This window comes from Burkholderia sp. JP2-270 (genome assembly GCF_003233675.1).
GTDB lineage: Bacteria > Pseudomonadota > Gammaproteobacteria > Burkholderiales > Burkholderiaceae > Burkholderia > Burkholderia pyrrocinia_C.
The window spans coordinates 118,514-143,925 of record NZ_CP029826.1 but is presented as its reverse complement, the minus strand read 5'-3'; the positions used below and the strand labels follow the sequence as shown (position 1 = coordinate 143,925).

Here is a 25,412-nt window from a genome sequence, read left to right as displayed (position 1 = left end):
AGTCGCCAATATTGCTCAGTTGATCAGGTGGCTGAGTTCGACGTTTCTTGCCGCTGATCTCAATCTCGACGAGGTTTCGTGCTTGCCCAGGAACGCGATGCTTTCCACGATTTCCAGCGGCGAGTCGGAAAACAGGATGCAGCACTTCAGCAAGCGCTGCGCACGGTCCCAGCCGAGGCCCGATGAATCGGCCACGCTACGCAACGAAGCCTCGACCGACGCGACTGTCCAGCTGTCGTTCCGTGTCAACCGCGATTCGATCAGTCGAAGAAACTGCAGGAGGGTGCGGGGATTCCTTTCTATGCTGTACATCAGGATGTAATCGACCCGCCGTTTCTTCGTGATCAACGGAAAAATCAGATCGATCACGTCGTCGATCGATTCGCATTTCCCATAAGCCAGCGAAATTGCCTCGCCGAGCTTGCAGTCCCGGTGAAGCGAATCGAGCGCGGACTTTACGAACTCCGCTTCGAGGTCAACGGTGATGGTTTTCATGAGCTTCAATGGCCTGTTGAGATAGGGACCGCAGGGGATCGCAGCGAGCGCCGGCCGCAGGCGTTACCAGCCATCCGGAATCGGGAGGGAATAGGTCAGCGGCTTTTCCGGCACGACTTCGTCCATGATGTCGGAGTAACCGGACTCCTGTCCGACCAGATTGGGTTCGAAGCAGTAGCAATTGAACTTCTGCTGCAGCATGAGGTTGTTGCGGTCGTTGATCGCCGGCGGGTTTTCGTTGATCGCGATGAATGCGTCATAAAGCGAGTCCCTGACGACGTAGGCGTGCGCGGTGAGCGTCTCCACGGCTTTGACGATGTTCGGCGCGACGGGAATGGGGGGCGTGAAGTGATAGGCGCCCAGAAACAGCATGTGCCAGTCGTTCGGCACTTGCGCGATGAACTCGGGGAAGCGCGCGGCGAAGTCGGGGTCGAAGAAGGCGTCGTCTTCGAAGATCAGGACTTCGTTCGCGCCTGCGGCCTTGGCCTGTTTCACCGCGGCAAGATGGCTCATCGTGCAGCCGTAGTCCTGCGGACGCATATGGCTCAAGGATTCCGGCACGGTCACCAGCCTTGCATCGACGGCGGGCAGCCGCTCCACCGTGAGGATGTTCTGCTCGGCGAATTTTCTTTGCATGGCTTCCCAGCGGTCGGGGCGCCGGTCCAGATTGATGCAGACCTTGCGGGCGAAAGCGTTGTCGATCGTCTGTGCTGATTTCATGAGTGTTTTTTTTTCCAGAAACTGATTGACGCGGGTAGCGAGGACGGCGACGTGCGGGTCGAGCAGCATGGTCAGGTGGTCGCCGGGTACGTCCATTACCTCGACGGGCAGCGCCGAGAAGCGGGACCACCCCCAGGTCGGGTCGAGGCGGAGCTGCGCTATCTCGGGCGACGGATCGTAGTCGCCGGGATCCCGCTCGGTGCTGCGGAACAACGCGATCGGCACGGGAAGCGGGGTGGCTTGCGGCGCGTAGCGCGATTTGAAGTTGGCCTGATAGACGCGCAGATAGGCGCGCAGGCGGTCGGATCCGGCATCCGCAAACCAGTTGCCGCGGTTGCCGATTCTGTCGAGGATCAGGCCGGCCTGACCGTCGGGGTCGAGCGGGACGAGGTCTTCTCGCGTCACCTGAAGGTCGGTCCCGAGGAAGGTGCCGATTTCGTGGGCGATCGCGACCAGCCATTCGGTGTCGTCCCAGTCTTGCCAGTACGTTGCGGCCGAGCTGTCGATGGGTGCGGAAGCGTCGAAGATCGCCAGCAGTTTGACGACGGCGCCCTTGGCGACGAGCTGCCGGCTCATTTCGAGCGCCACCTGCGCACCGAACGAGTGGCCCGCCAGGTAGTACGGACCCGCGCCCACCAGCGGCCAGATGCATTCGATATGACGGGCCGCGATGTCTTCCACGCGGGTGAGCGGCAGGCAGGAACCGTCGAGGCCGAGCGCTTCCAGGCCGTGCACCGCGTGAGCTTCGGTCAGGTGGTTCGCGAGCGGGTGGAAGTAGACCACGTTCCCGCCGGCGCCCGGAAGGAGGAAAAGCGGCGCGGCGGGACCGCCGTCCCGGATCGGCACGAGTCCGCCGGCGGGGGCGGCCGGCGCTTTCCTGGCCAATGCCGCCGCCAGTTTCTCGACGGTCGGATTCTCGAACAGACACGAAATGGGCAGCCGGCGATCGAACGCTTTTTCGACATTGGCCATCAGCTGGATCGCGATGATCGAGTGTCCGCCGAGGTCGAAATAATTGTCGCTGACCGTGATGTCGTTTCTTTTGAAGATTCGCTGCCAGATTTCCAGCAACGAGCTTTCGTCCGCCGTCGGCACGCCGGTGCGGGCCGTCGTGGCCGCACCGGCGTCGGGTTCGACGCGAGAGGCGGGCGCGCCGCGCGGCGCGCCCGGCTGGCCGCCGGCGGCCGGCACCGGCGCATCGGCGAGCTCGCCGGTCAGCTGGGCCGGGTCGTCGGCGAATCGTTCCAGCAACGCGCGGATGATGTCCAGCATCTGCCGGACCACCTCGGGGGCGACGCGGTGCGCATCGTGCGTGATATGGAAGCCGAGGCGCGTGTCCGGGTGTACGGTCAGGGTCAGCGGGTAATGCGCTTCCGCGAACGCGCGGGTGTCGAGAATCTCGATCTCGTCGTGCCCGAGATCGGGGGCGGCGGCAACCGGGAAGTTCTCGAATACCAGCAGGCTGTCGAACAGGCTGTCGCGGGCGGGCAGTTCGCTCCACGACTGGATATCGACCAGCGAACTGTACGAATGCGGCTCCATCGCCGTCTGGGCTGCGTGAACCGTCGCCAGCCATTCGATGAACGGGCGTTCCGGCGCGATGCGCGCGCGAAATGGCAGCGTGTTGATGAACAGGCCCACGATCGATTCGACGCCGTCGAGCTGCGGCGGGCGACCGGACACGGTGACGCCGAAGACGACGTCGTCCGTCCCGGCGCGGCGCCGCAGCACCAACGCCCAGACCGCGCGGACCAGGACGTTGAGGGTGAGGCGATGGGTTCGCATGAGCGTTTGCAGCCGAGCGGTCAGGGCTTCGTCCAGCAGGAATTGCTGGGTCCTGCGTTTGTCCTGCCGTGCGGCATCGCCGGAGATCTGCCCGGCCGGATTGGCCGCGATCGGCGTGGCGGCATGGAACCCGGCCAGTTCGGCGCGCCACCAGGTTTCGTCGGCCGAACGAGGATGGCGCGCGAGCCAGTCGATGTACCTGCGGTATCCCGGCGCCGACGCTGCGAGCGCGGGCGTGCCGGTGCGGGCGAGCGACAGGTAATCGTCAAACACTTCCTTCATCAGGGTGGCGGTGCTCCAGCCGTCGAGAATGATGTGGTGCGCGCTCCAGCAGAACCGATGGCGTGTCTCCGCTTCCTGAATCAGCGTGCAGCGGAACAATGGCGCCCGCTGCAAATCGAAGCCGCGCCGCCGGTCGTCGGCGAGGAATGCATCGAAGTCCTGCGCGCGGCGGGTTGCATCGCGGGATCGCCAGTCGAGGAACGTCCACGGCAGATCGACCGTGTGCCGGACGGTCTGGGCCGGATGATCGCGATTGGCCCACGCGAACGCGGTACGCAACACGGCATGGCGCGCGAGCGCATTGGCCCAGGCTTGCCGGAGCGCCGGCACCTGGAGCGGGCCGTTGACGACGAAGCTGAACTGCTGGAAATAGGCGGCGGGATCCAGCTCGTATAGCGAATGGAACAGAATGCCCTGCTGCAGGGACGAGAGCGGGTAGCTGTCTTCGAGGTCGTCCCACGCGGTGTCGGGAACCGACGCCGCGAAGTCGAGCAACCGGTCCTTGAAGTGCGCGGCCAGGTTTTCGACCGTCTGCCGCTGGTGGAGACGCTCGCCGTAGCGCCAGTCCACCTGAAGTTTGCCGTCGGAAACGGCGGCGACGATCTCGAACGCATGCGTGCGCAGGGACCGCTCGGAGCGCAGCGAACCGAGGTCTTCGGCAGCCGGGCTCCAGCCATCGGACTGCTTCAGCACGGTATCGAGCTGGCCATGATAGTTGAAGAGGATGTCGGCATTCGGCAGCGCGGCGAGGCTGTCACGCACGGCGTCGTCGGGGCCCAGGTAGCGGAGCAGCGAATAACCGAGGCCTTCGGCGGGAATCCGGCGCAACTGTTGCTGCGCGTCGCGCAACGCTTCCTCCGGCGTCTGCATCGCGTCGACCTCGAGGACGATCGGATAGATGGAGGTGAACCAGCCCACCGTCCTGCTGACGTCGATCGGCGCATCGGAGACATGGCGGCCGTGACTTTCGACATCGATCCGGGTGCGGGCGTTGCCCGTGACCATGCTGCATGCTTGCGCGAGCGCGGCGAGCAGGACGTTGTTGATGCGGGTGTCGTAGGCCCGTGGCAGTCGGCGCAGCAACGCCGCGGTTTCGGCTTCGTCCAGTTCGAATGAAACGGATGCCGCGTCGCCGACCGTGTTGTCGGCCGCGCCCGCGGCCGGATAATCGACCGGCATGGGCTCGACGTCCTGCGAGAGGAGGGCTTGCCACAGCGGGGCTTCGTCGCCGATGGCAGGCGACCGAGCCAGTTGCTGCAGGTGCAGGGCCCATTCGCGGAACGAAGTGGTCTTCTCGGACAACGGCTGGCCGTGGTACGCGGCGTGCAGGTCCTCGAGGAGCACGCGCCATGACACGCCGTCCACCGCAAGGTGATGAATCGACACGAACAGGCGGGCGAGCGGCTCGTCGGCAAAGCAGAAAAGCCGGGCCGCCAGCAACGGGCCATGCGTGATGTCGATGCCGCGTTCCGCTTGCGCAGCGGCAGCGCGCATGGCTGCGATGCGCTCGCCGGCGTCGCCTGCTATTGCTTGCTTCGCGAAGAGCGCCGGCATCTCGCCACCTGCGACGACTTCTTGCGTCCAGCCGCCGGCGCTGCGCGAGAAACGCAGGCGCAACGCATCGTGATGTTCATAGACTTGTCGGAACGCGTCGGCGAGCTTCGACGCGTCGATATCCGACGGCACCTGGATCAGGACCGTTTGATTGTAGTGCGACGGCGCATCGATCTCCTGTTCGAAGAACCAGTGCTGGACCGGTGTGAGCGGCGCATCGCCCAGCGGGCTGACGCTCGGCGCGTGCGCTGCCCGTTCTTCAGGCGCGGCGGCCAGCTGGGCGATCGTCTGATACTGGAACAGTTGTTTCGCCGTCACGCGAAGTCCCGCCTGATTGGCGCGCGAGATCACCTGGATGCTCAGGATGGAGTCGCCTCCAAGTTCGAAGAAATTGTCGTGGATGCCGATGGACTGCAGTTGCAGCACGTCTTGCCAGATAGCCGCCAGCAGGACTTCCCTGGGTGTGACGGCAGGCGCGTGCAACCGAGCCGCGTCGTCCGTGTCCGCCGGGACGGGCAGCGCCTTGCGGTTGATCTTGCCGTTGGGCAGCGTCGGCAAGGATTCGAGCGCGACGAACCTCGACGGCACCATGTAGTCCGCAAGCTTGCCGCGCAGATAGCCGCGAAGATCGGCGATGTCCGGCGATGCGGTCGCGACATAGGCGATGAGGAACGTCCGGGCTCCGTCGGTTTTCGCGATCACGACACAGTCGTCGACCGACGGATGCTCGCGCAGTGCGGCCTCGATTTCGCCGGGTTCGATGCGCAGGCCGCGCAGCTTGATCTGGTGATCGATGCGGCCGAGGAACTCGATGTTGCCGTCGGGCCGGTAGCGCGCGAGATCGCCGGTGCGGTAGAGGCGTGCGTGCGGGTCGTTGGAGAACGGATCGACGATGAACTTTTCTGCGGTCAGTTCGGGTTCGCCGTGATAGCCGCGGCCGACCGGCGTGCCGCCGATCAGCAGCTCGCCCGCCACGCCGAGCGGCACGGGCTGCAGCTGCGGATCCACGATGTAGAGGCGGGTGTTGGCGATGGGCCGGCCGATCGGCACGATGCGGTGCGGGTCGTCGCGCCGGCATTCCCATGCGGTCACGTCGACGGCGGCTTCGGTGGGGCCGTAGAGGTTGTACAGCTTGGCGTCCAGGCGCTCGAGGCAACGCTGCTGGAGGTCGAACGGCAGCGCCTCGCCGCTGCATACGACGCGGCGCAGTGACGTGCAGTGCGCGTCGAGCTCCGGATGATCGAGAAAGGCGCGCAGCATCGACGGCACGAAATGGACCGTGGTGATCCGTTCGCGCTCGATGAGTTCGACCAGGTAGTCGGTCTCGCGCTGGCCGCCGGGTCGGGCGAATACGAGGCGCGCGCCGACGCTGAGCGGCCAGAAGAATTCCCAGACCGAGACGTCGAAGCTGAACGGGGTTTTCTGCAGCACAGACTCGTCGGCGCCGAGCGTGTAGGCGTGTTGCATCCACAGGATGCGGTTGGTGATGGCGCGATGGGTGTTGAGCGCGCCCTTGGGCCTGCCGGTCGAGCCGGAGGTGTAGATCATGTAGGCGAGGTTGTCGCCGCTCAGCGCAGGCGCGGGGTTGGACGCGGGCGCGGCGTCGAGTTCGAACGTGTCACGATCGACGACGATCACGCGGGCGTCGGTGCCGGGCAGCGCGGCAAGCAGATGCTGCTGGGTGAGGAGCCAGCGCAACTGGGCGTTGTCGATCATGAAGCGCACACGCTCGGCGGGGTAGTCGGGATCGACGGGGACGTAAGCGCCGCCGGCCTTGAGGATCGCGAGCAGCGCGACGATCATGTCGAGCGAGCGCTCCATGGCCACGCCGACGAGGGAATCGGGAACGACGCCGAGCTCGATGAGCCGATGGGCGAGGCGATTGGCGCGCAGGTTGAGTTCGGCGTAGGTGAGCGAGGCGTCGTCGCAGACGGCGGCGACGGCGTCGGGCGTGCGCTCGACCTGCTGCTCGAACAGCCGATGCAGCGGTTGTGCCGCAGCATCGCCGAAATCCGCTTCGGTCCGGTTCCATTCGACGGTCAGCAGATCCCGCTCCGCATCGCTCGACAACGACAGCTCGCTGAGCGGCCGGCCCGGATCGGCGACGACGGCATCGACGAGCGTGCGGAAGTGTTCCGCCATGCGATCGATCGTGTCGGCGTCGAACAGGTCCAGGTTGTATTCCAGCGAGCCCGCGAGGCCGTGGTCGGCATCCTGGATATGCAGCGTGAGGTCGAACTTGGCGGTGTGGGTCTCCACCGACACCGGCGTGGCCGTGAGACCGGGAAAGTTCACCGCATCGGGCTGCGCTTTCTCATAGGCGAACACGGCCTGGAACACGGGCGTGCGGCTTAGGTTGCGTTCGAGCTTGAGCGAGTCCACCACCTGCTCGAACGGAATTTCCTGGCGACTATAGCCGTCCAGCGCGACGCGCTTCACGCGCGCCAGCAGTTCGCCGAAGGTCGGATTGCCAGACAGATCCACGCGCAGCGCGAGCATGTTCGCGAAGAAGCCGATCAGCGGTTCGGTCATGCTGGAACGCCGATTGGCAATCGGGGAGCCGATGACGAGGTCTTGCTGGTTGCTGTACCGCGAAAGGAGCAGCGCATACGCGGCGAGCACGACCATGTACGTGCTGGTGCCGGACGCGCGCGCGATCGCGCGCAGGCCGTCGGAGCGCTCGACGTTCAGCTGGAACGGCAGAACCGCGCCGCGGAAACGCTGGATCGCGGGGCGGGGGCGGTCGGTGGGCAGTTCTATCAGATCCGGCGCGTCCGCCAGCGCCGCGCTGACGAGCGCCAGTTCCCGATGCGTGTCGGCGGATGCCAGACGTTCATGCTGCCAGCCGGCGTAGTCTGCGTACTGGACGGCCAGTTCCGGCAGCGACCGGCCGGCATAGAGCGCGGCCAGTTCGCCGATGAGGATGCCCGACGACCATGCATCCGAAATGATGTGATGCATCGTGATGCCGAAGACGTGCAGGCGCGCGTGCACGCGATACAGCACGACACGATAGAGCGGGCCGGCGGCGAGATCGAATGGGCGGTCGGCTTCCTCGGCGAGCAGCGCGAGCGTGTCGGACTCGGTGGCGACGTCGACGACGTCAAGCGCGACCGGTGCCGGTGGGGCGATGCGTTGAACCCCGCGGCCGTCGACCGCGGGAAACGTGGTGCGCAGGATCTCGTGACGCCGGCTGATTTCGGACACGGCGGCGCGCAGGCGCGGGATGTCCAGATCGCCGTCGAAACGCAGCGCGCTCGAGATGTTGTAGGTCGCCGACGGACCTTCCAGTTGCGCGAGGAACCACAGGCGCTGCTGCGGAAAGGACAGCGGCAGGTCGTTCGCGAGCGAGCGGGGCAGGATGTTGCCGGCCATCGAATCGGTCCGGGGCGACGACGCCTCGATCAGGTCGGACACCGCGCTGATGGTCTGGAGTTCGAAGATGGCGTCGATGCCGATCTCGACGGAAAAACTGCCCCAGATCCGCGAGACGAGCTGCATCGCCTGCAGCGAATCCCCCCCGTAGTCGAAGAAGCGGCCGGTGAGATCGACGGCCGGATTGTCGAGCACTTCGCGCCAGATGCGCACCAGCTCGAGCTGGATCGGCGTTGCGTCGAGACTGGCGGCCTCCGGCGCGGCGGCAGGCTCCATGGCCAGGAGCGCCGGGCGATCCAGCTTGCCGTTGGCGTTGAGCGGAAATTCGGCGATCGGGAAAATGTCGGACGGAACCATGTAGTCCGGCAGTTTCCCGGCCAGAAAGGCCCGCAGGTCCGCAACGCTCAAGCTCGCGGAACCCTTGACGTAGGCCGCCAGCTTGCGCACCCCCTGGGCGGTTTCGCGCAGCATGACCGCTGCGCCGACGACATCCTCATGCGCGGTGAGCGCGGCCTCGATCTCGCCCAGTTCGACACGGTGCCCGCGGATCTTGACCTGGTCGTCGACGCGTCCGTAGCACTGAATCCGCCCGTCGGGCAACCAGCGGCCGATGTCGCCGGTGCGATAGAGGCGCGCTTCGCCGGGAAAGGGATGCTCGACGAATTTTGCGGCGGTGACGTCCGGCCGCTTGTGGTAGCCGCGCGCGAGGCCGTCGCCGGCGATGCAGATTTCCCCCGGCACACCGATCGGAACCGGCCGCAGGGCGTCGTCGAGCATGTACACCCGGGTGTTGGCGATGGGCCGGCCGATCAGCACCGTAGACGGCACGTCCTCGACGCGCTCGACAATGCAGCCGACCGTCGCCTCGGTGGGACCGTACTCGTTGTAGATTTCGATCGCGGGATCGATCTTCCGCAGCGTGGCGATGTGCTGGGGCGTCAGTTCCTCGCCGCCGACGATCACCTTGCGCACGCCGGAGCGTGCCAGGTTCATGTATTCCAGCAGGTGAATGTGGGTGGGCGTGAGCTTGAGGGTGTCGACGCCGCTGCCGGGCTGGAACATCCGGGCCAGGATGGTGTCGATGCTTTCCGACTGCGGATAGATGCGCAGCGTCTTGCCGCGCACCAGCGGGCAGAAGATGTTGGTGAGCGTGAAATCGAAGCAAAGCGAGCTGTACAGGCCGAAACTGCCGGTCGTGCTTTCCGGAAAGTAATACCCGGCGGCCCACGCAATGTAGTGGGCCAGGTTCCGGTGTTCGAGCAGGCAGCCTTTCGGTTTCCCGGTCGAGCCGGACGTGTAGATCACATAGGCCAGGTGCGACGGCTCGGCATGGCGCGGCGGATTGTCCGGCAACGGCGTCCAGCCCGGGAGTTCCTGATCCAGCAACAGCGTCACGCCGGAGAATTCATACCACTGCGCCAGTTGACTCGATTGGGTCACCAGCAGCGACAGGCCGGTGTCGCCGAGGATGTGATTGATCCGTTCGGCCGGATACGCCGGGTCCAGCGGAACGAACGCCGCCCCCGCCTTCAATATGCCGAGAATCGCGACGATCATCCATTCGGAACGGTCGAGCATGACGCCGACCAGCGATTCCGGCCCGACGCCGTAGCGGTCGCGCAATTGATGTGCGAGGCTGTTGGCCCGGGCGTTCAGGTCGGCGTAGGTCATCAGCGAACTGTCGGTGACCAGGGCCGGCGCCGCGGGCGTGCGGGCGACCTGGGCTTCGAACATGTCGACGACCGTGGGGTGGCCGGGCCCGGCCGCCGCGGTTTCGTTGAAGGCGGCCAGCAGCCGGCGCTGTTCCGGCGAGCTCGAGTCGATGTCGCCGACGAGTTGGTCGAGGTGTTCGAACGCCTCCAGCACCGCGCCGAGGCTGCTCGCGAAACCGTCGATGACGAAAGGCTCGATGGCGTCGGTATGACGGAGCTCGATTTCGCCGCGCGCGAGCCGCAGGTGCACCTGCAGGTCGTCGTCCTGACGGGTCAGCGCGTGGTGCACCCGATCGTCCACCAGCGCGACCTTCGTGAGCTGCGCGAGATCCATGTCCTTTTCGTTGCGCACGAGCGTTTCCAGCGGGAATTGATGCTCGGCGTAGCTGTCTTCCACGATCCCGGCCACGCGCGACAGGTAGTCCTCGATGCGCTCCTCGGGACGTACCTCGATGATCAGCGGAACGGTGGCGACCCGGGCCGGCGGATGCTCGGCAAGCCCCGGCGTTCCGAGCACCGCGACCGGAATCCGGAAGAATTTCCACAGCAGGAACGCAACGCCCGCCGCCGTGACGGCGAATTCGGCCAGCTCGCCGTCGCCGATGCGCCGCAACAGGTCGAGCGACGCGGGCGTGAGCGGCACCGTGCGGGACAGCAGGCGACCCGGCTGCGGACTCGGGGCGTGCGCGGCGATCCGGTAGACGCCGGTGACCCGGGAAAGGCTTTCGCGCCAGAATCGCGTGGTGGGCGCATAGCGATGGTCGGTGACCAGCACGTTATTGTCTTGCACAGAAAACTCCTTGAGACGTTTTGTTCACCTGAAACAACCCGAAGCAGCGCGCATGGCGCCCGCCGCTCGAACCCCGGCTGGCCTGCATCACGTTTTTTCCTCGAGCGCGTCGTCGGCCGTGACTTCGGGCGCGCGCTTCAGGCGCAGGCCGACCCGTACCCGTGGGCGCGCGGCGGGCGCATCGTCGGAGAGCGGGATGCGATCGATCGGCGTGGTCGGATCACGGCGGAAGACGTCGTGGATCGCGAGCAGTCGATCGCGCATCGCGGCGATGGTCGCGGGGCGGAACAGGTGGGTGTTGTAGATGAACTGGATGAGGTGCTTGCCTTCGCTTTCCACGATCTGGAAGGACAGGTCGAACTTGGCCGTGGTGTCCGTCTGCGAAAGGTCCGTGATGCGAAGGCCAGGCTGCGGCGCTGGCATCGAAACGTGGTTCGCTTGAATGTCGAAGATCGGGAAGTGGCTTGCCGGCGTGCGGATCTTCAGGTCGTCCAGCAGCACGTCGAATGGATAGGACGCGTGTTCGAGCGCATCCGTGGAGGCCTTCGCCACACCGTCGATCACCTCCTCGACGGTCGCGGATGTCCGCACCGGGACGCGCAGCACGACGGTGTTGAGGTACACCCCGATCTGCGATTCGAGCTGTTCGCTGTCGCGCCCGGCCGAGACGCTGCCGATGACGATGTCCTCACGCCCCGTGTAGCGGTGCATCAACACGCAGAACGACGCGAGGAGCACCGCATGGAGCGACGTATGGCGAGCGCGGGCCAGCGTCGCGAGTTCCGCCGCCTGCGGCTCCGGCAGTTCGACTTCGAGCGTCTGCCCGGCATGGCCGAGCCGCTCGGGGCGCGGGAAGTCCGACGCCAGTTGCAGGCGGGGCAGCGGCGGCGCCAGTTGCTCGAGCCAGTACGCACGATGCGCGGCGGCGCGCGGACCTTCGAGGCTCGCGTTGTGCCACGCGGCGTAGTCGCGGTACTGGATCGACAGCGGCGGCAGGTGGCGTCCCGCATACAGCGCATGCAGGTCGTCGGTCAGCACGCGGATCGACCACGCATCCGATATCACGTGGTGCATGTTCAGCAGCAGCAGATGTTTCGTCGGCGAGAGCCGGACCAGCTTGACGCGAAAGAGCGGTCCCGACGCGAGATCGAACGGCTGCTCGCTCTCCGCGCGGATCAGCGCATCGATCGCTTGCGGCCCGGCATCGTCCGCCAGATCCATGTGCTCGACCCGGAATCCGGATGCCTCGCGGGTGAGGATGCGTTGCCGCAGCTCGCCTTCGATCATCGCAAACACCGTGCGCAGGCTCTCGTGGCGATCGACCAGCCGGTCGAACGCAAGGACGAGACGCGCCGTGTCGACGGCGCCGTCCAGCTGCAGCGCGCCTGCCATGTTGTACGTGGACGGATCCGCGCTGCGGCTGGCGAGCCAGATCCGCTTCTGTGCGCGAGACACCGCGTAGGACGGTTGCACGGCAAGCGCCGGGATGATCGCGTCGCCGCCGGCACCGTCGGCGGGCGTGGAAGCCAGCTTCTGCGCGAGCGCGCGCGGCGACGGCGCATGGAAGATGTCGGCGACCGCGACGTTCAGTTTCAGTTCGCGCCGGATCCGGCTGACCATCTGGATCGCCTTGAGGCTTTGGCCGCCATGCTCGAAGAAATCGTCGTCGATGCCGTTCGGCCGGCGGCCGAGCACCTCGGCGAAGATGCGCAGCAGCGCCGCTTCGACGGGCGTCTGCGGTTCGGCCGGCACGCCGTCGGGGACGGACGCGGCATCCGGGAGCGGCAGCGCGGCGCGGTTGATCTTGCCGTTCGGCATGACGGGCAGCGCCGGCAGCAGCATCACGGTGTCGGGCACCATATGCGCCGGCAGCTTTTCGCGCAGTGCGTCGCGCAGGCTTAGGGGCGTCCAGCCGGTACCCGACGCGTAGCCGCACAGGGTCATTTCCGAGTCCGGCGTCTCGCGGGCGACCACGACGGCGTTGGAAATGCCTGCGAGACCGGTCAGCGCGGCTTCGATTTCCCCGAGCTCGATGCGATACCCGCGGATCTTGACCTGGAAGTCGCGGCGGCCGAAGAAGTGGAGATTGCCGTCCGGCCCGAAGCAGCCGATATCGCCGGTGCGATACAGGCGCGCGCCCGGTTCCGGACTGAACGGATCGTCGCGGAACACCGCCCGGGTGCGTGCCTCGTCGAACAGGTAGCCGCGCCCGACGCCGACGCCCCCAATGCAGATCTCGCCCTTGACGCCGATCGGGCACGGATTCATGTCGGCGTCCACGACGTAAAGGCGCAGGTTCTCGATCGGTCGGCCAATCGGGATCGCCGGCAGATCCGGCGCGCGCGCCATGCTGTAGTGCGCGACGGAGTCCGACGCTTCGGTCGGTCCATAGGCGTTGATGAGCCGGACCGCCGGATTCAGTCGGAACCAGGCTCGCACGGAGGCGGGCTGAGCGGTTTCGCCAGTCGTCAGCAGCGTTTCGAGGTGCGGGAAAGCCGGCGCCGCGTGCCGTTCCAGCTCGCCGAGAAAGGTCGCCAGATAGGACGGCACGAATTGCATCGCCGTGATGCGATCGCGGTGCAGGCTGTCGATCAGGCGCGCGGGCTCGAGGATGACGGCATCGGGATAGATCACCGTCATGCCGCCCGACGCCAGCGCCGCGAAGCACTGCCAGACCGAAATATCGGAGCAGTGCGAAGCGGTCTGGGCCACCGCGCTCTGCGCGCCGAGCCCGACCCTGCGCGCCATCGCGAGCACGTGATTGAGCATGCCGCGATGCTCGACCATCGCGCCCTTCGGTTGGCCGGTCGAACCCGATGTGAAGATCACGTAGGCGAGATCCGCGGGCCGGCAACGCGGCGTCACGGGCGCCAGCGCTTCGGCGCCGCGATGGTCGGGCAGGCGAGCCGGATCGACCAGCGGGATCGACGCCAGCGCCGGCGGCGGCACGCAGTCCATCGTGACGATGATGGTCGGCCGGGCCACCGTCAGGATGGTCTCGACCCGCTGGGCCGGATAGGCCGGATCGACCGGAACATACGCCGCGCCGCACTTCCAGATGGCCAGGATCGTTTCCAGCATCAGCGGCGAGCGCGGCATCCAGACGGCGATCCGGTCGTCCGGCTGGATCGGCGCCGTGTGCAGAAGATGACCGGCGATCCGGTTGGCGCCTTCGACGAGGTCCCGATAGGTGCGGACCTCCGTGCCGCAGCGGACCGCAATGCGCTCGGGGTGCGCGGCGGCGACGGTCTCGATCAGTTCGGCCAGCGTCCGGTCGGACGGAATCGGCGCGAACGTATCGTTCCAGCCCAGCAGGATGGCGTCCCGTTCGGCTGCGGTGAGGAGCGCAACGCTGCGGTTCGGGCGATCTTCCGCGCCGGCGAGTCCGACGAGCAGGGTTTCGACATGGCCCAGCAGGCGGACGATCGTTTCGCGGTCGAACCGGCCATCGTCGTACAGCACCTGCAGCGACAGGCGCTTGCCCGGCGTCACGATCAGGGTCAGCGGGTAATTGTTCGGATCGGACACCTGGAATTCGCCGATTCGCAGGCCGGGCAGCGCATCGGCCAGCGCTTCCTCGACCGGATAGTTCTGGAAGATGAGCAGGCTTTCGAAGAGCGGCACGCCGGGCGGCAGGCCGGCGAATTTCTGGATGTCGGCCAGCGGATAGTGCGCATAGTCCTCCTGCCGCGCGAGATCCATCTGCAACTGTGCGAGCCACGCGGACGTCGGGCGCGCGTCGATGCGGACCCGCACCGGCAGCGTATTGATGAACAGCCCGACCATCTCGTCCGACGCCGGCAGCGACGCCGGGCGACCGGACACGATCGTGCCGAACACGACGTCCGCTTCGCCGCTATAGCGGCTCAGCAACTGCGCCCACGCGCCCTGCGCGAGCGTGTTGAGGGTGAGGCGATTGGCTTGCGCGAAGGCGACGAGCCGTTGCGTGTCGCTTTCGGAGAGCAGCAGCGGCTCTTCCACATAGGCGCCCGGCGCGGCCGTGCCGTCGAGTTCGGGGCGGCCCAGCACGAGCGGCGTCGTCGCCGGGAAATCCGCCAGCCTCGTCTTCCAGAAGCGTTCCGCCGCCGCGACGCCCTGGCGCGCCAGCCAGCGCACGTAATCGGCGAAGGCGGGCGGCGCGTGCCGCTCCGGAGCGCCTTCGGCCGGCAGCGCCTGATAGGCGGCGGCCACTTCGCTCAGGAGCCGGGCGGAACTCCAGCCGTCGAGCAGCAGGTGGTGATGGCTCCAATGGAAGCGCCATGCGTGATCGCCCACGCGGAACAGCGCGAGCCGCATCAGCGGCGCGCGGGTAAAGTCGAAGCCGCGCGCCCGGTCTTGCGCCACGTAGGCTTCCCAACGTTGCTCGGCCTCGACGGCGGATGCCGCGCGCAGATCCTCCTCGTGCCAGGGCAAGTCGATACGGCGATGCACGACCTGCACGGGGCTTTCGGTTTCTTCCCAGTGAAACGAGGTTCGCAAGATGTCGTGCCGGTGCGCCGCGGTATCCCATGCGCGGCGGAACCGTTCGACGTCGAGCGCCCCGTCGATACGGAAATTCAGGCTGCTGAAATAGGCATCCGACGCGGGTTCGTACAGGCCGTGGAACAGCATGCCCTGCTGGGTCGGCGTAAGCGCGTAGACGTCGGCGATCTCGTCCGGCGCGACCGAGGTCGGCGCCTGCGGCAGACCGGTCGCGGGCCGGGGCGATGCGGACTCGACGGCATGGTCGGCGACCAGGGTTTCGAGCGCCGCGATGTAGGCTTGCGCGACGCGCCGGATGGTGTCCGTGTCGTGGCAGGCCCGGCTGAATTCCCACGCAACGTGCAGGCGGTTGCCGGTCACGTAGGCGTTGACGTCGAGCAGGTGCTCGCGCAGCTGGTTCGCATTGCGGCCGTCCCCGCTTGGCTCCGCGGCCTGTTTCCAGTCGCGTGCGGCGGTGAACAGCTGGTCGGTCTGGCCCAGGTAGTTGAACAGCAGTTGCGGCTGCGGAGCCGGGCCGTCGAGCCGGTCTTGCAGCAGGCCGCAGGTAATGCCCGCGGTCGGCACCGCGCGCAGCCGCGTCTTGACCGACGCAACCAGGCGAGCCGGATCGTGCGAACCGGCATCGACCGTCAGCACGACCGGGAAGACGGACGTAAACCAGCCCACCGTGCGCGAGATGTCGAGGTCTTCGATCAGTTCCTCGCGCCCGTGCGCTTCGAGATCCAGCAGGACGTCGGCGCATCCGCTCCAGTCGCTGACGGCACGCGCGAGCGCGGCAAGCAGCACGTCGTTGATCTGCGCGTCGTAGGCGCGCGGCGCTGCGCCCAGCAAGGCAGCGGTGGCGGCTTCAGCCAGCTCGACCACGATCGTTTCGGCGGACGACACGGTATTGGCGCCGGCCGACGCGGCGCGATCGAGCGGCAGGCCGGGCAGCGCGGAACGCGCCAGGGCCTGCCAATGGGCGATGTCGGCGTCGGCCGCGCCGGAGCCGGCCCAGTTCGAGATGGCCCGGGTCCATGCGGTCCAGGTCGCGCTGCCGCCCGCGAATTCGGGCGCCTTGCCGTTGCGCAGGCGGGTATAGGCGTCGTACACGGTTTCGAGCAGTGCGCCCCACGACACGCCGTCGACGACCAGATGATGGGCGACCAGCAGCAGACGAAGCGAACGGCCTTCGTCGACGCGGAACAGGTCCGCGCGCAAGACCGGGCCGTCCGACAGATTCAGGCTCGCATGCGACTGCGCGACGTGCTGCGCGAGCCGATCGCGCGGAATGTCGAATACGCCGACGGGGACCTCCGGATCGTCGACGACTTCCTGGACCCAGCCGGACGCGCCTGCCCGAAAGCGCAGCCGCAGCGCGTCATGCCATTTGACCGCGTGCCGGAGCGCCTGGCGCAGCAGGACCGGATCGAAATCCGCCGGCACGTCGAGCAGGACCGCCTGGTTGTACTGGTCCGGGTCGTCCATGCGCTGCGCGAAGAAACGCTTCTGGATGGGCGTCAGCGGTAGCGGCCCGGACGACGCGACGAACTCCGCCGCGCCGACCGTGCCGCGCGTAGCCACGGCGGCGAGCTCGGCAACTGTCGGATGCTGGAAGATGAGCCGGGTGGTGAGCTTCAGGCCCGCCTTGGCGGCCAGCGACACGATGCGCATGCTGAGAATCGAATCGCCGCCCAGCGCGAAGATGTTGTCGTGGATGCCGGGCGACGGAATCCCCAGCGCTTCTCCCCAGATGCGGCACAGCAGCGTCTCGGTGGGCGTGCGGGGCAGCGTCGGCGCGTGTGCCGCGGCGGACAGCCGCGACCGGTCCAGCGGGGGCAGCGCCTTGCGGTCGATCTTGCCGTTGCTGCTCAGGGGCAGCGCGTCGAGCACCACGTAGATGCCGGGCACCATATAGTCCGGCAGCGTGGCGGACAACGCGGCGGCAATCCGGGCGTCGCTCAGCGACGCGCCGTCGCGGAACGCGACATACGCGCACAGCGCGGCGCGGCCGGTCTCGTCGCGATAGTCGAGCGCGGCCGCCTGGCGGATTTCCGGAATGGCGGCCAGCGCGTTGTCGATCTCCCCGAGCTCGATGCGGTAGCCGCGGATCTTCAGTTGGTGGTCCTTGCGGCCGTGCAGCACGATCGTTCCGTCGGGGAGATAGCAGCCGATGTCGCTGGTGCGGTACAGGCGGACACCGCGGTCCGGATGGAACGGATCCTCGACGAAAGCCTCCCGCGTAGCGGCTTCGTTGTTCAGATAGCCGCGGCCGACGGCGACGCCGGACACGCAAAGTTCGCCGGGAATCCCGATCGGGCACAGGTTCATCTGCGGGTCGACGACGTAGATGCGCACGTTGCGGATCGGCTTGCCGACCGGTACGTAAGGCGTGGTCGGCGCACACGTCATGCGGTGCTGCGCGACGTCGTCGGACGCTTCCGCAGGGCCATAGGCGTTCACCAGAGCGATGTCCGGGAACACGTCGAACCACTGTTTCACCAAAGCCGGGCTGACCATCTCGCCGGTGACGAGCAGGTGCCGCAGGTGCCGCATCAGCGCCGGCCGTTCCGATGCGCGGTCGAGCACGGCGGACAGATAGGACGGCACCAGTTCGACGATGCTGATCCGGGCGGCTTCCAGGGTCGTGACGAAACTCGCGGGATCGCGAATGCATTCGTCGTCGACGATCACGGTCTTGCCGCCGACGAGCGGCGCCGTGAAAAATTGCCAGACCGAAATATCGAAGCAATGCGGTGCGGTTTGCGCGATCACCGACGACGCCGAGATCGAAAATTCGTCGATCTCGGCGAGCATGTGATTCAGCATGCCGGCGTGCTCGACCATCGCCCCCTTGGGCTTGCCGGTGGAGCCGGACGTATAGATCACGTAGGCGAGGCTGTCGGGCGATACGGCGCGGCCGGGATTGGTGTCGTCGACGATATCGGTGGCGGCGTCGAGCGCCACGACCGGTGCGAGCGCGGCCAGCTCGGGGGGCAGGAGGCCGTCGCAGGTAATCACGAGGGCGGCGCCGGAATCCTCGAGAATGGTGCGGATGCGGGCCACCGGATAGTTGGGGTCGATCGGAATATAGGCAGCGCCGCACTTCCAGACGGCGAGGATCGCCTCCATCAGGCGCGCCGACCGGTGCATGCAGATCGCGACCAGCGCGTCCGGCCCCAGCTCGGCGGCGGCCAGCAGGCGGTGAGCGGTGCGGTTGGCGCGTGAATTCAGTTCGCCCGCGCTCAGGACGTTGCCCTGGTACTCGACCGCGGGCCGCTCGGGATGGTCCGCGGCGGCCTGCTCCAGGCGATGCACCACGGTGCGCGCGGCGTCGAAGGGCACGGCGGTGTCGTTGAAGGTCTCCAGCAACTGCCGGCGTTCGGCCTCGGGCAGTATCGGCAGGCGGCCGAGCAGCCGGTTCGGATCGGCTGCGAAGGCGTCGAGCGTCGCGGCCACGTGGCCCAGCATCCGCTGCATGGTGCCTTCATCGAAGCGCCGCGGGTCGAACGACAGTTCCATCTGCCAGTCGTCGCGCGCCGTCACCACGAATTCGAGCGGAATGTCGGCGCGGTTGTAGAGCAGCACCTCGTCGACCGCCAGCCCGTGCGCGCCATGCGTCAGCGACGCGTCGAGCGGGTAGTTCATGAACGTGATGTTGCTCTCGAACAGCGGCGTCGTCAGCGGCACTTCGCTGCAGCGCTGAATGTCGGGCAACGGGGTGTGCTCGAACTGCGCACGTGCGGCCACGCGCGCCTGGATCATCTTCAGCCACGGCACCAGCGGCTGCCGCGGGTCGACCCGCACTCGCACCGGAACCGTATTGATGAACAGGCCGAGCATGGTTTCGATCCCCGGCAGGTTGGCGCCCCGCCCGGACACGACGGCGCCGAACACCACGTCGGTTTCCCCGCTGTAACGCGACAGCACGAGCGCCCAGGCCGCTTGCGCGAGGGTATTGAGGGTGACGTGATGCCGGGCCGCGAATTGCCGCAGGCGCGCGCTCAGGTCGGCCGACAGGTCGGCCTGCACTTGTGCGAGGCCCTGGCCGAAGCGCTCGCCCGCTTCCGCGCGCGCGGCCGTGGGCAGCGGGGTCGGCGAGTGGAAACCTTCGAGATAGCGCGTCCAGTATTGCTGCGCGGCTTGCGGCTCGCGCTGCTGCAGCCACTGGATATAGTCGCGATAGGGGCGCACCGCGGGGAGCGCCGGCGGCACGCCCCGCGCGAGCGCGCCATAGACCTGGAAGATCTCCTCGATGACGAGCGACAGGCACCAGCCATCGGCAAGGATGTGATGGTGGCTCCAGCTGAACAGGTATGCGTCAGCAGCGACGCGCACCAGGCGACAGCGCACGAGCGGCGCGCGATCGAGTGCGAAGCCCTCGGCCAGGTCGTCTTCGAGATGCGCGCGCCACCGCGTGCGCTGTTCGTGTTCCGGCAGGTCGCGCCAGTCGTCCTGCACCCACGGCAGCGTGGCGTGCGCGTGCACGACCTGCATGGGCTTGTCGAATTCCTCCCAATGGAACGACGTGCGCATCACCGGATGCCGATCGACGAGCTGCTGCCATGCGGCATGGAACAGCACGGGATCGAGGCTGCCGGTGATCCGGCAACCGAGCTGGTTGAAGCTGCTTCTCGTGCCGGGCGAGTGCACGGCATGAAAGAGCATCGCCTCCTGCATCGGGGAGAGCTCGTAGATATCGGCGATGGTGGGGGATGTCACGATTTGATCCTTGAGACAAGGGCGTCCAACGCTTCCTGGCTGATGCGCGCGGCCGGAAAGTCCGACGGGCTCAGCCCGCGCGGGCCGTCGCCGCTGGCCGCGACGATCGACAGCAGACGGCTGCGGTAGCACTGCGTCAGCTGTTCGATGACGCCGGGTGCGCAGGCCTCGCGGTTGTAGTGCCAGGTCAGGCGCAGACGCCCGTCGAACACCATCCCGTCGATCTCGAACAGATGGCCGCGACGCGCGCGCGGGCTGTGCTCGGGGCTCTGGAAGTCGAGCACCGGCTTCCAGCCGGTGTCGTCGGCCAGCACGCGATCGACCTGGCCGAGATAGTTGAAGCGCACCGGCGCCGGCGGCTGCCGTTCCAGCGCCGCCGCGATGCCGGCGTCGTTGCCGAGGTAGCGGGCGATGCCGTAGCCGAGCCCGCGCATCGGCACCGCGCGCAGCTGCTCCTTGACGTGGCGCAGCGCCTCGACCGCCACGGTGGCGTCGCCGGCGTTCAGGAACACCGGATAGTGCGCGGTGAACCAGCCGATCGTGCGTGACGTATCGACGCCGTCGAAGAGGTCCTCGCGGCCGTGGCCTTCGAGATCGACGACCAGCGACGCGTTGCCGGTCCAGTCGCCGAACGCGAGCAGCAGGGCCGTCAGCAGGACTTCGTTGATCTGGGTATTGAACGCGCGCGGCACGTCCTGCAACAGCGCGAGCGTTTGCTGCGCGTCGAACTCGATGACCGCCGTGCCGGCCTCGGCGACGGTGCCGACCGGCATGTCGTCGAAGCACGCGCGCTCGTCGGCGTTCTCCTGGAGCCAGTAGTCCAGCCCGTCGAGCGCGGTCGCGCCGAGTTCGGACAGGCGCGTCGACCAGTCGCGCCAGGCCGTCGTCCTGGCCGGGAGCTGCACCGCTTCGCCCGCTTCGAGCTGGCGACACGCGGTGTACAGATCTTCGAACAGGATGCGCCACGAGACGCCGTCGATCACCAGATGGTGCGCCACCACGAGCAGGCGTTGCGGCGCGTCGGGACCGAACCGGAACAGGTGGGCGCGCAGCAGCGGCGCCACGGACAACGTGAAGCTTTCCTGCATGCGGGTGGCCGTCGCGAGCATCTCGGCCTGCCGTGCGGCGGGTGCCGCGCCCGCCAGCGACGTGACGCCGAGCGGGATCGCCAGCGGCGGCGCCGCATGCGATTGCTGCCACGCACCGGCGACGCGCTCGAAACTCAGCCGCAGCGCGTCGTGATGCGTCGCGACGGCCGCCAGCGCACGCTCGATCACGTCCGGCCGCAGCGACGCGGGCACCTCGATCATCGTCGACTGGTTGTAGTGGTGCGGATCCGCCACGTCCTGCGCGAAGAACCAATGCTGGATCGGCGTCAGCGGGGCGGGGCCGACCACCGGCTCCTGCGAAATCCGGATCGACGGTGCCTCCACTGCAACCTGGGCCAGCTCGGCGATGGTCGGATGCGCGAAAAACTGATCGGCGGTGAATTTCAGGCCGATTTGCTGCGCCAGCGACATCACCTGGATGATCAGGATCGAGTCGCCGCCCAGTTCGAAGAAATTGTCGTGCACGCCGATCGGCTCGCGGCCCAGCACCTCGGACCAGATCTTGCCCAGGCGCGCTTCGACGTCATTGGTCGGTGCGGCGTACGCTGTTTCGCTCGGCACGGGCGCCAGTTCCAGCGCGGCGAGCGCCTTGCGGTCGGGCTTGCCGTTCGGCGTCAGCGGCAGGCGTTCGAGCGTCACGATCGACGCCGGCACCATGAACTCGGGCAGGCGTTCCTTCAGGTGTTCCCGCAGGCTGGCGACGCTGGCCGTCACCGTTGCGACGCAGGCCACCAGCTGCTTGTGCTGCGGCGCGTCCTCGCGCACGAACACGATCGCGTCGGCGACGTCGGCGTGCTGCCGGAGCGCCGCTTCGATTTCCCCCATTTCGATGCGATAGCCGCGAATCTTCACTTGCGTGTCGCGGCGCCCGGTGACTTCCAGGTTGCCGTCCGGCAGCCAGACGCCGAGGTCGCCGGTGCGATAGAGGCGCTCGCCCGCCTCGAACGGGTGGTCGACGAAAGCGGCGGCCGTCAGGTCGTCCCGGCCGACATAGCCGCGAGCCAGTGCGATGCCGGACACGCAGATTTCGCCCGTGCAGCCCTCCGGGGCCAGCGCCCCGTGCTCGTCGAGCAGGTACAGGTGCGTATTGTGGATCGGGCGGCCTACCGGCAGGCAGGCGCCGTAGGCGGTCGCCGGGTCGACCACGTAGTCCGCGATGCACACGGTTGCCTCGGTGGGGCCGTACGAGTTGTGGCACGTGCGGGTCCGGGCCAGCTCGCGCAGATTCGCCACGCGGGCGCTGTCGCCCGCGCTGATGACGCGTTTCACGGCGCCGAGCGCGTTCCAGTCGAGCGCGGCGAGATAGGCGGGCGTCGCGTTGATGGTGGTGACGCCCTGCTGCGCGATATATTCGACGAAACGCGGCACGTCCCGGATCACGGCGGGCTTCGCCAGCACCAGGCGCGCGCCCGCAAGCAGCGTGACGAAAATCTCCATGATCGAGCCGTCGAAGCCCGGGGAGTAGAACTGAACGAACCGGTCGGCGGCATCGAAACCGAAGGCGTCCACATGGTACTGCGCCATGTTCAGGAGCCCTGCGTGTTCGAGCACGACGCCCTTGGGCACGCCCGTGGAGCCGGACGTGTAGATGATGTACGCCGCATCGTCCGGCCGGACCTCGACCTGCGCCGCCGCCGATGCGGGCGCCAGCGTGTCGAGCTGAAAATCGAGGGCGAACATCGGGATCGCCCAGAAATCGGCGAGCAACGGCAGGTGTTCCGAGTGCGTCAGCAGCGCCTTGACCTTTGCGTCCTCGATCATGAAGCGCAGCCGCTCCCGCGGAAACTCCGGGTCGAGCGGCAGATACACCGCGCCCGCCTTGAGGGCGCCGAGCACGCCGACGATCCAGCGCTCGGAACGGTCGGCCACCACGCCCACCACGTCGCCGCGTTCGATCGCGTATTCCGCGAGCAGGAAGCTCGCCAGCCGGGACGCCTGGTCGTCCAGTTCGGCGTAGGTCAGCGATGCATCGGCGGTCACCACGGCGATGCTGTCCGGCGCGGACGCGACCCGTTGCGCGAACTGTTCCAGGAAGGTTCCATGTACCGCGACGGGCGCCGCACGCGAACGAAGGCGCGCGCGTTCTTCGTCGTCGAGCAGCGAGACGGTGTCGAGCGGAGCGTCCAGCGTGCCGAAGCCGGCCAGCACGTTGCGCAGGTGTCGCGCGACATGCTGGAGATAATGCAGCGTGAACACCGTCGGCCGGCCCGTCAGCACGATCTCGTAGCGCTCGCGATGGCGGATCTCGATCGACAGGTCGTAGTCGGCCGACGTCCAGGATTCGTGCAGACCGTCGAAGCGCACGCCGACGTTGGTCGTGTGCCGTTCGCCATGCAGCTTGTGCGCGAGGGCGGCGATCGGAAAATCCTGATACGAATAGCTGCGCTGCACCCTGTCGCGCATCTGGTTCAGATACGCGCGAACCGTCGGGCCGGGCTCGACGGCGTCGAGCAGCGGGACGGGATCGACGGGACCGCTCGCGGGTTCGACGATCAGGCGCGGCGTATCCAGGAACAGGCCGGCCGCGTCGTTGTAGCGCCCCAGCACACGGAACAGCGCCGCCAGCAGCACGACGAACGCGCCCAGCTCGTTGCCGGCGGCGAGCTTCTCCAGCACCGCCGCCGCGTCGCCGTCGAGCTCGAACGTCAGGGCCGGCGCGGGGCCGAGCGGCAGCGCATACGCCTGCCACGCCTGCTGAAGACGGAAGTCTTCGTCGATGCGACCGAGCGCGTCGTTCCAGAACGCCACGTGTTCCTGGTATTGCCCGCTGGTCGAGAGCGCGTTGAGATTCAGTTCTGACAAAGCACGATCTCCCTCGTCGCGTACAGGATTTCGGAAGCGATGCCCTTGGCCTTGCAGTGCGCGACGAACTGGGTGGACTGGATATGGCTGGGCGAGTTTTCGTCGAAGGTGTTGTCGAGGAGGTGGTTCAGCCACGGCTCCTGACCCATCGCATAGACATACGCCGCGTTGAACGCGAAGTCGTCCACCAGCGCGGCGGCCTCGCCGAACTGGCAGCCCCGCGCCCGCCGCGACCGATCGATATCGCGCGGCAGCGCGTTGGGAAACAGCGGTCCATAGACCCATGACGGCGGCGCACCCTCGGTTTCCATCCCGACGAACAGCGTGTCCGGCTTGCCGGCGAGGCGGAAGACATGTTCGTAAAGGTGCGGGTCCAGGTTGCACGAATCGGCGATGCACAGCACCGAACGCGTGCCGAAGCGGATCATGAAGCTCTGCTTGCTCTGGATCGCCAGGTCGTTGTGTTCGCCCAGGAACGGAATGGCGGTGATGGCCCCGTTGGGCACCTTGATTTCCTGAGCATCCCGAACTTCCAGCACGTCGTCGAAGCCGAGCTTGCGCAACGCCAGTTCCAGCGACGGATCTTGCGGAAAGCCGTCGAGATTCCTGCCGACCACCACGGTCTTGACCTTGTGGCGAAGCTGCAGCAGCGTTTCGAGGACGATGTGATCGTGATGGCTGTGCGTGATCAGCACGTAGTCGATCTGGTCCGGCAGGTCGGCGAACGTATAGCGCGGCAGCGCGGTGTCGTAGCCGTAGCTGATCACCGGATCGATCAGGATGCTCACGCCCCGGCTCTGGACCAGCAGGCACGCGTGGCCGTAGTAGCGGATGCGGATGTCGTCGCCGTCGAACGAACGATCCGGTTTCGGCGCCGGCGCCTGTTCGACGAAGAACGAGCGGAACAGCGGCTCGTCCTTCTCCTCCACGCGCATCAGATCGACGATTTTCGCGTAGCTGCCGGGCGTGTCGCGCATGCGGAACAGCGCGTCGAGCGCGCGATCGTCGAAGGCCATGTTGCTGAACAGCGTGCGTTCGTCGCTGAGCCGGGGCGTGCTGAGAATGAATGGCCGGGGCGTGTTCTCCTCGATCGCCGACAGCGCGATGCTCTGCGCATCGCGTGCATAGAGCGGGCCCGCGTACAGCAGGCTCTCGAACACCCGGAAGGACGGGTTGTGGTTCAGGTCGTAGTAGATCTCGACATAGCCTTTCAACACCTCCGGAATCTCGGGGTAGAGCGGGTCCGAAGCCATCCCCTTGGCTTGTTCCAGCAGCAGCGTGGAGAACGCCTTGTAGGCCTTCGCCAGTTCCAGTTGCAGGGTCGCGCGCCGGGTGGTCTGCTCGATCAGCGCGCGGATTTCGTCGACGCGCTTGCCGCCCAGGTCGAGGAACGGGCCGCCGCGCATCGCCGGATCCTTGCAGGCCGCCGCATGCATCATCGGCGATGCGGCATAGGACTTCATCAGCGGCAGGAACCGCTCGGCCACGTTGAGGGCGGCGGTCAACGGCGGAAGCGTGTGAAACCACGCGTACCAGCCGTTGATCAGCGGTTCGAACTGGATGTTTTGTCGCAGGTAGACCTGCGTGTTGGACGAAATAGTCAAC

5 protein-coding genes are annotated in these 25,412 nt (G+C 67.0%); all 5 read right to left on the bottom strand.

Features of this window, described 5'->3' with window-relative positions; genetic code table 11:
- Nucleotides 1–15 precede the first annotated feature (15 nt).
- Nucleotides 16–495, bottom strand: coding sequence for a hypothetical protein (locus DM992_RS33390; RefSeq protein ID WP_111021569.1), 480 nt, complete (start codon nt 493–495; stop codon nt 16–18).
- Nucleotides 496–558: 63 nt separating this feature from the next.
- The gene (locus DM992_RS33385) at nt 559–10,713 is read right to left on the bottom strand and encodes a non-ribosomal peptide synthetase (RefSeq protein WP_239511511.1); all 10,155 of its coding nucleotides are present in this window, start codon (nt 10,711–10,713) and stop codon (nt 559–561) included.
- Nucleotides 10,714–10,800: 87 nt separating this feature from the next.
- Nucleotides 10,801–19,896, bottom strand: coding sequence for a non-ribosomal peptide synthetase (locus DM992_RS33380; RefSeq protein WP_111020584.1), 9,096 nt, complete (start codon nt 19,894–19,896; stop codon nt 10,801–10,803).
- Entirely contained in the window at nt 19,893–23,807 is a 3,915-nt protein-coding gene (locus DM992_RS33375) for a non-ribosomal peptide synthetase (protein WP_111020583.1), read from the bottom strand. The genes DM992_RS33380 and DM992_RS33375 overlap by 4 nt, the downstream gene beginning before the upstream one ends.
- The gene (locus DM992_RS33370; protein ID WP_111020582.1) at nt 23,795–25,411 is read right to left on the bottom strand and encodes an MBL fold metallo-hydrolase; all 1,617 of its coding nucleotides are present in this window, start codon (nt 25,409–25,411) and stop codon (nt 23,795–23,797) included. The genes DM992_RS33375 and DM992_RS33370 overlap by 13 nt, the downstream gene beginning before the upstream one ends.
- Nucleotide 25,412: the final 1 nt, after the last annotated feature.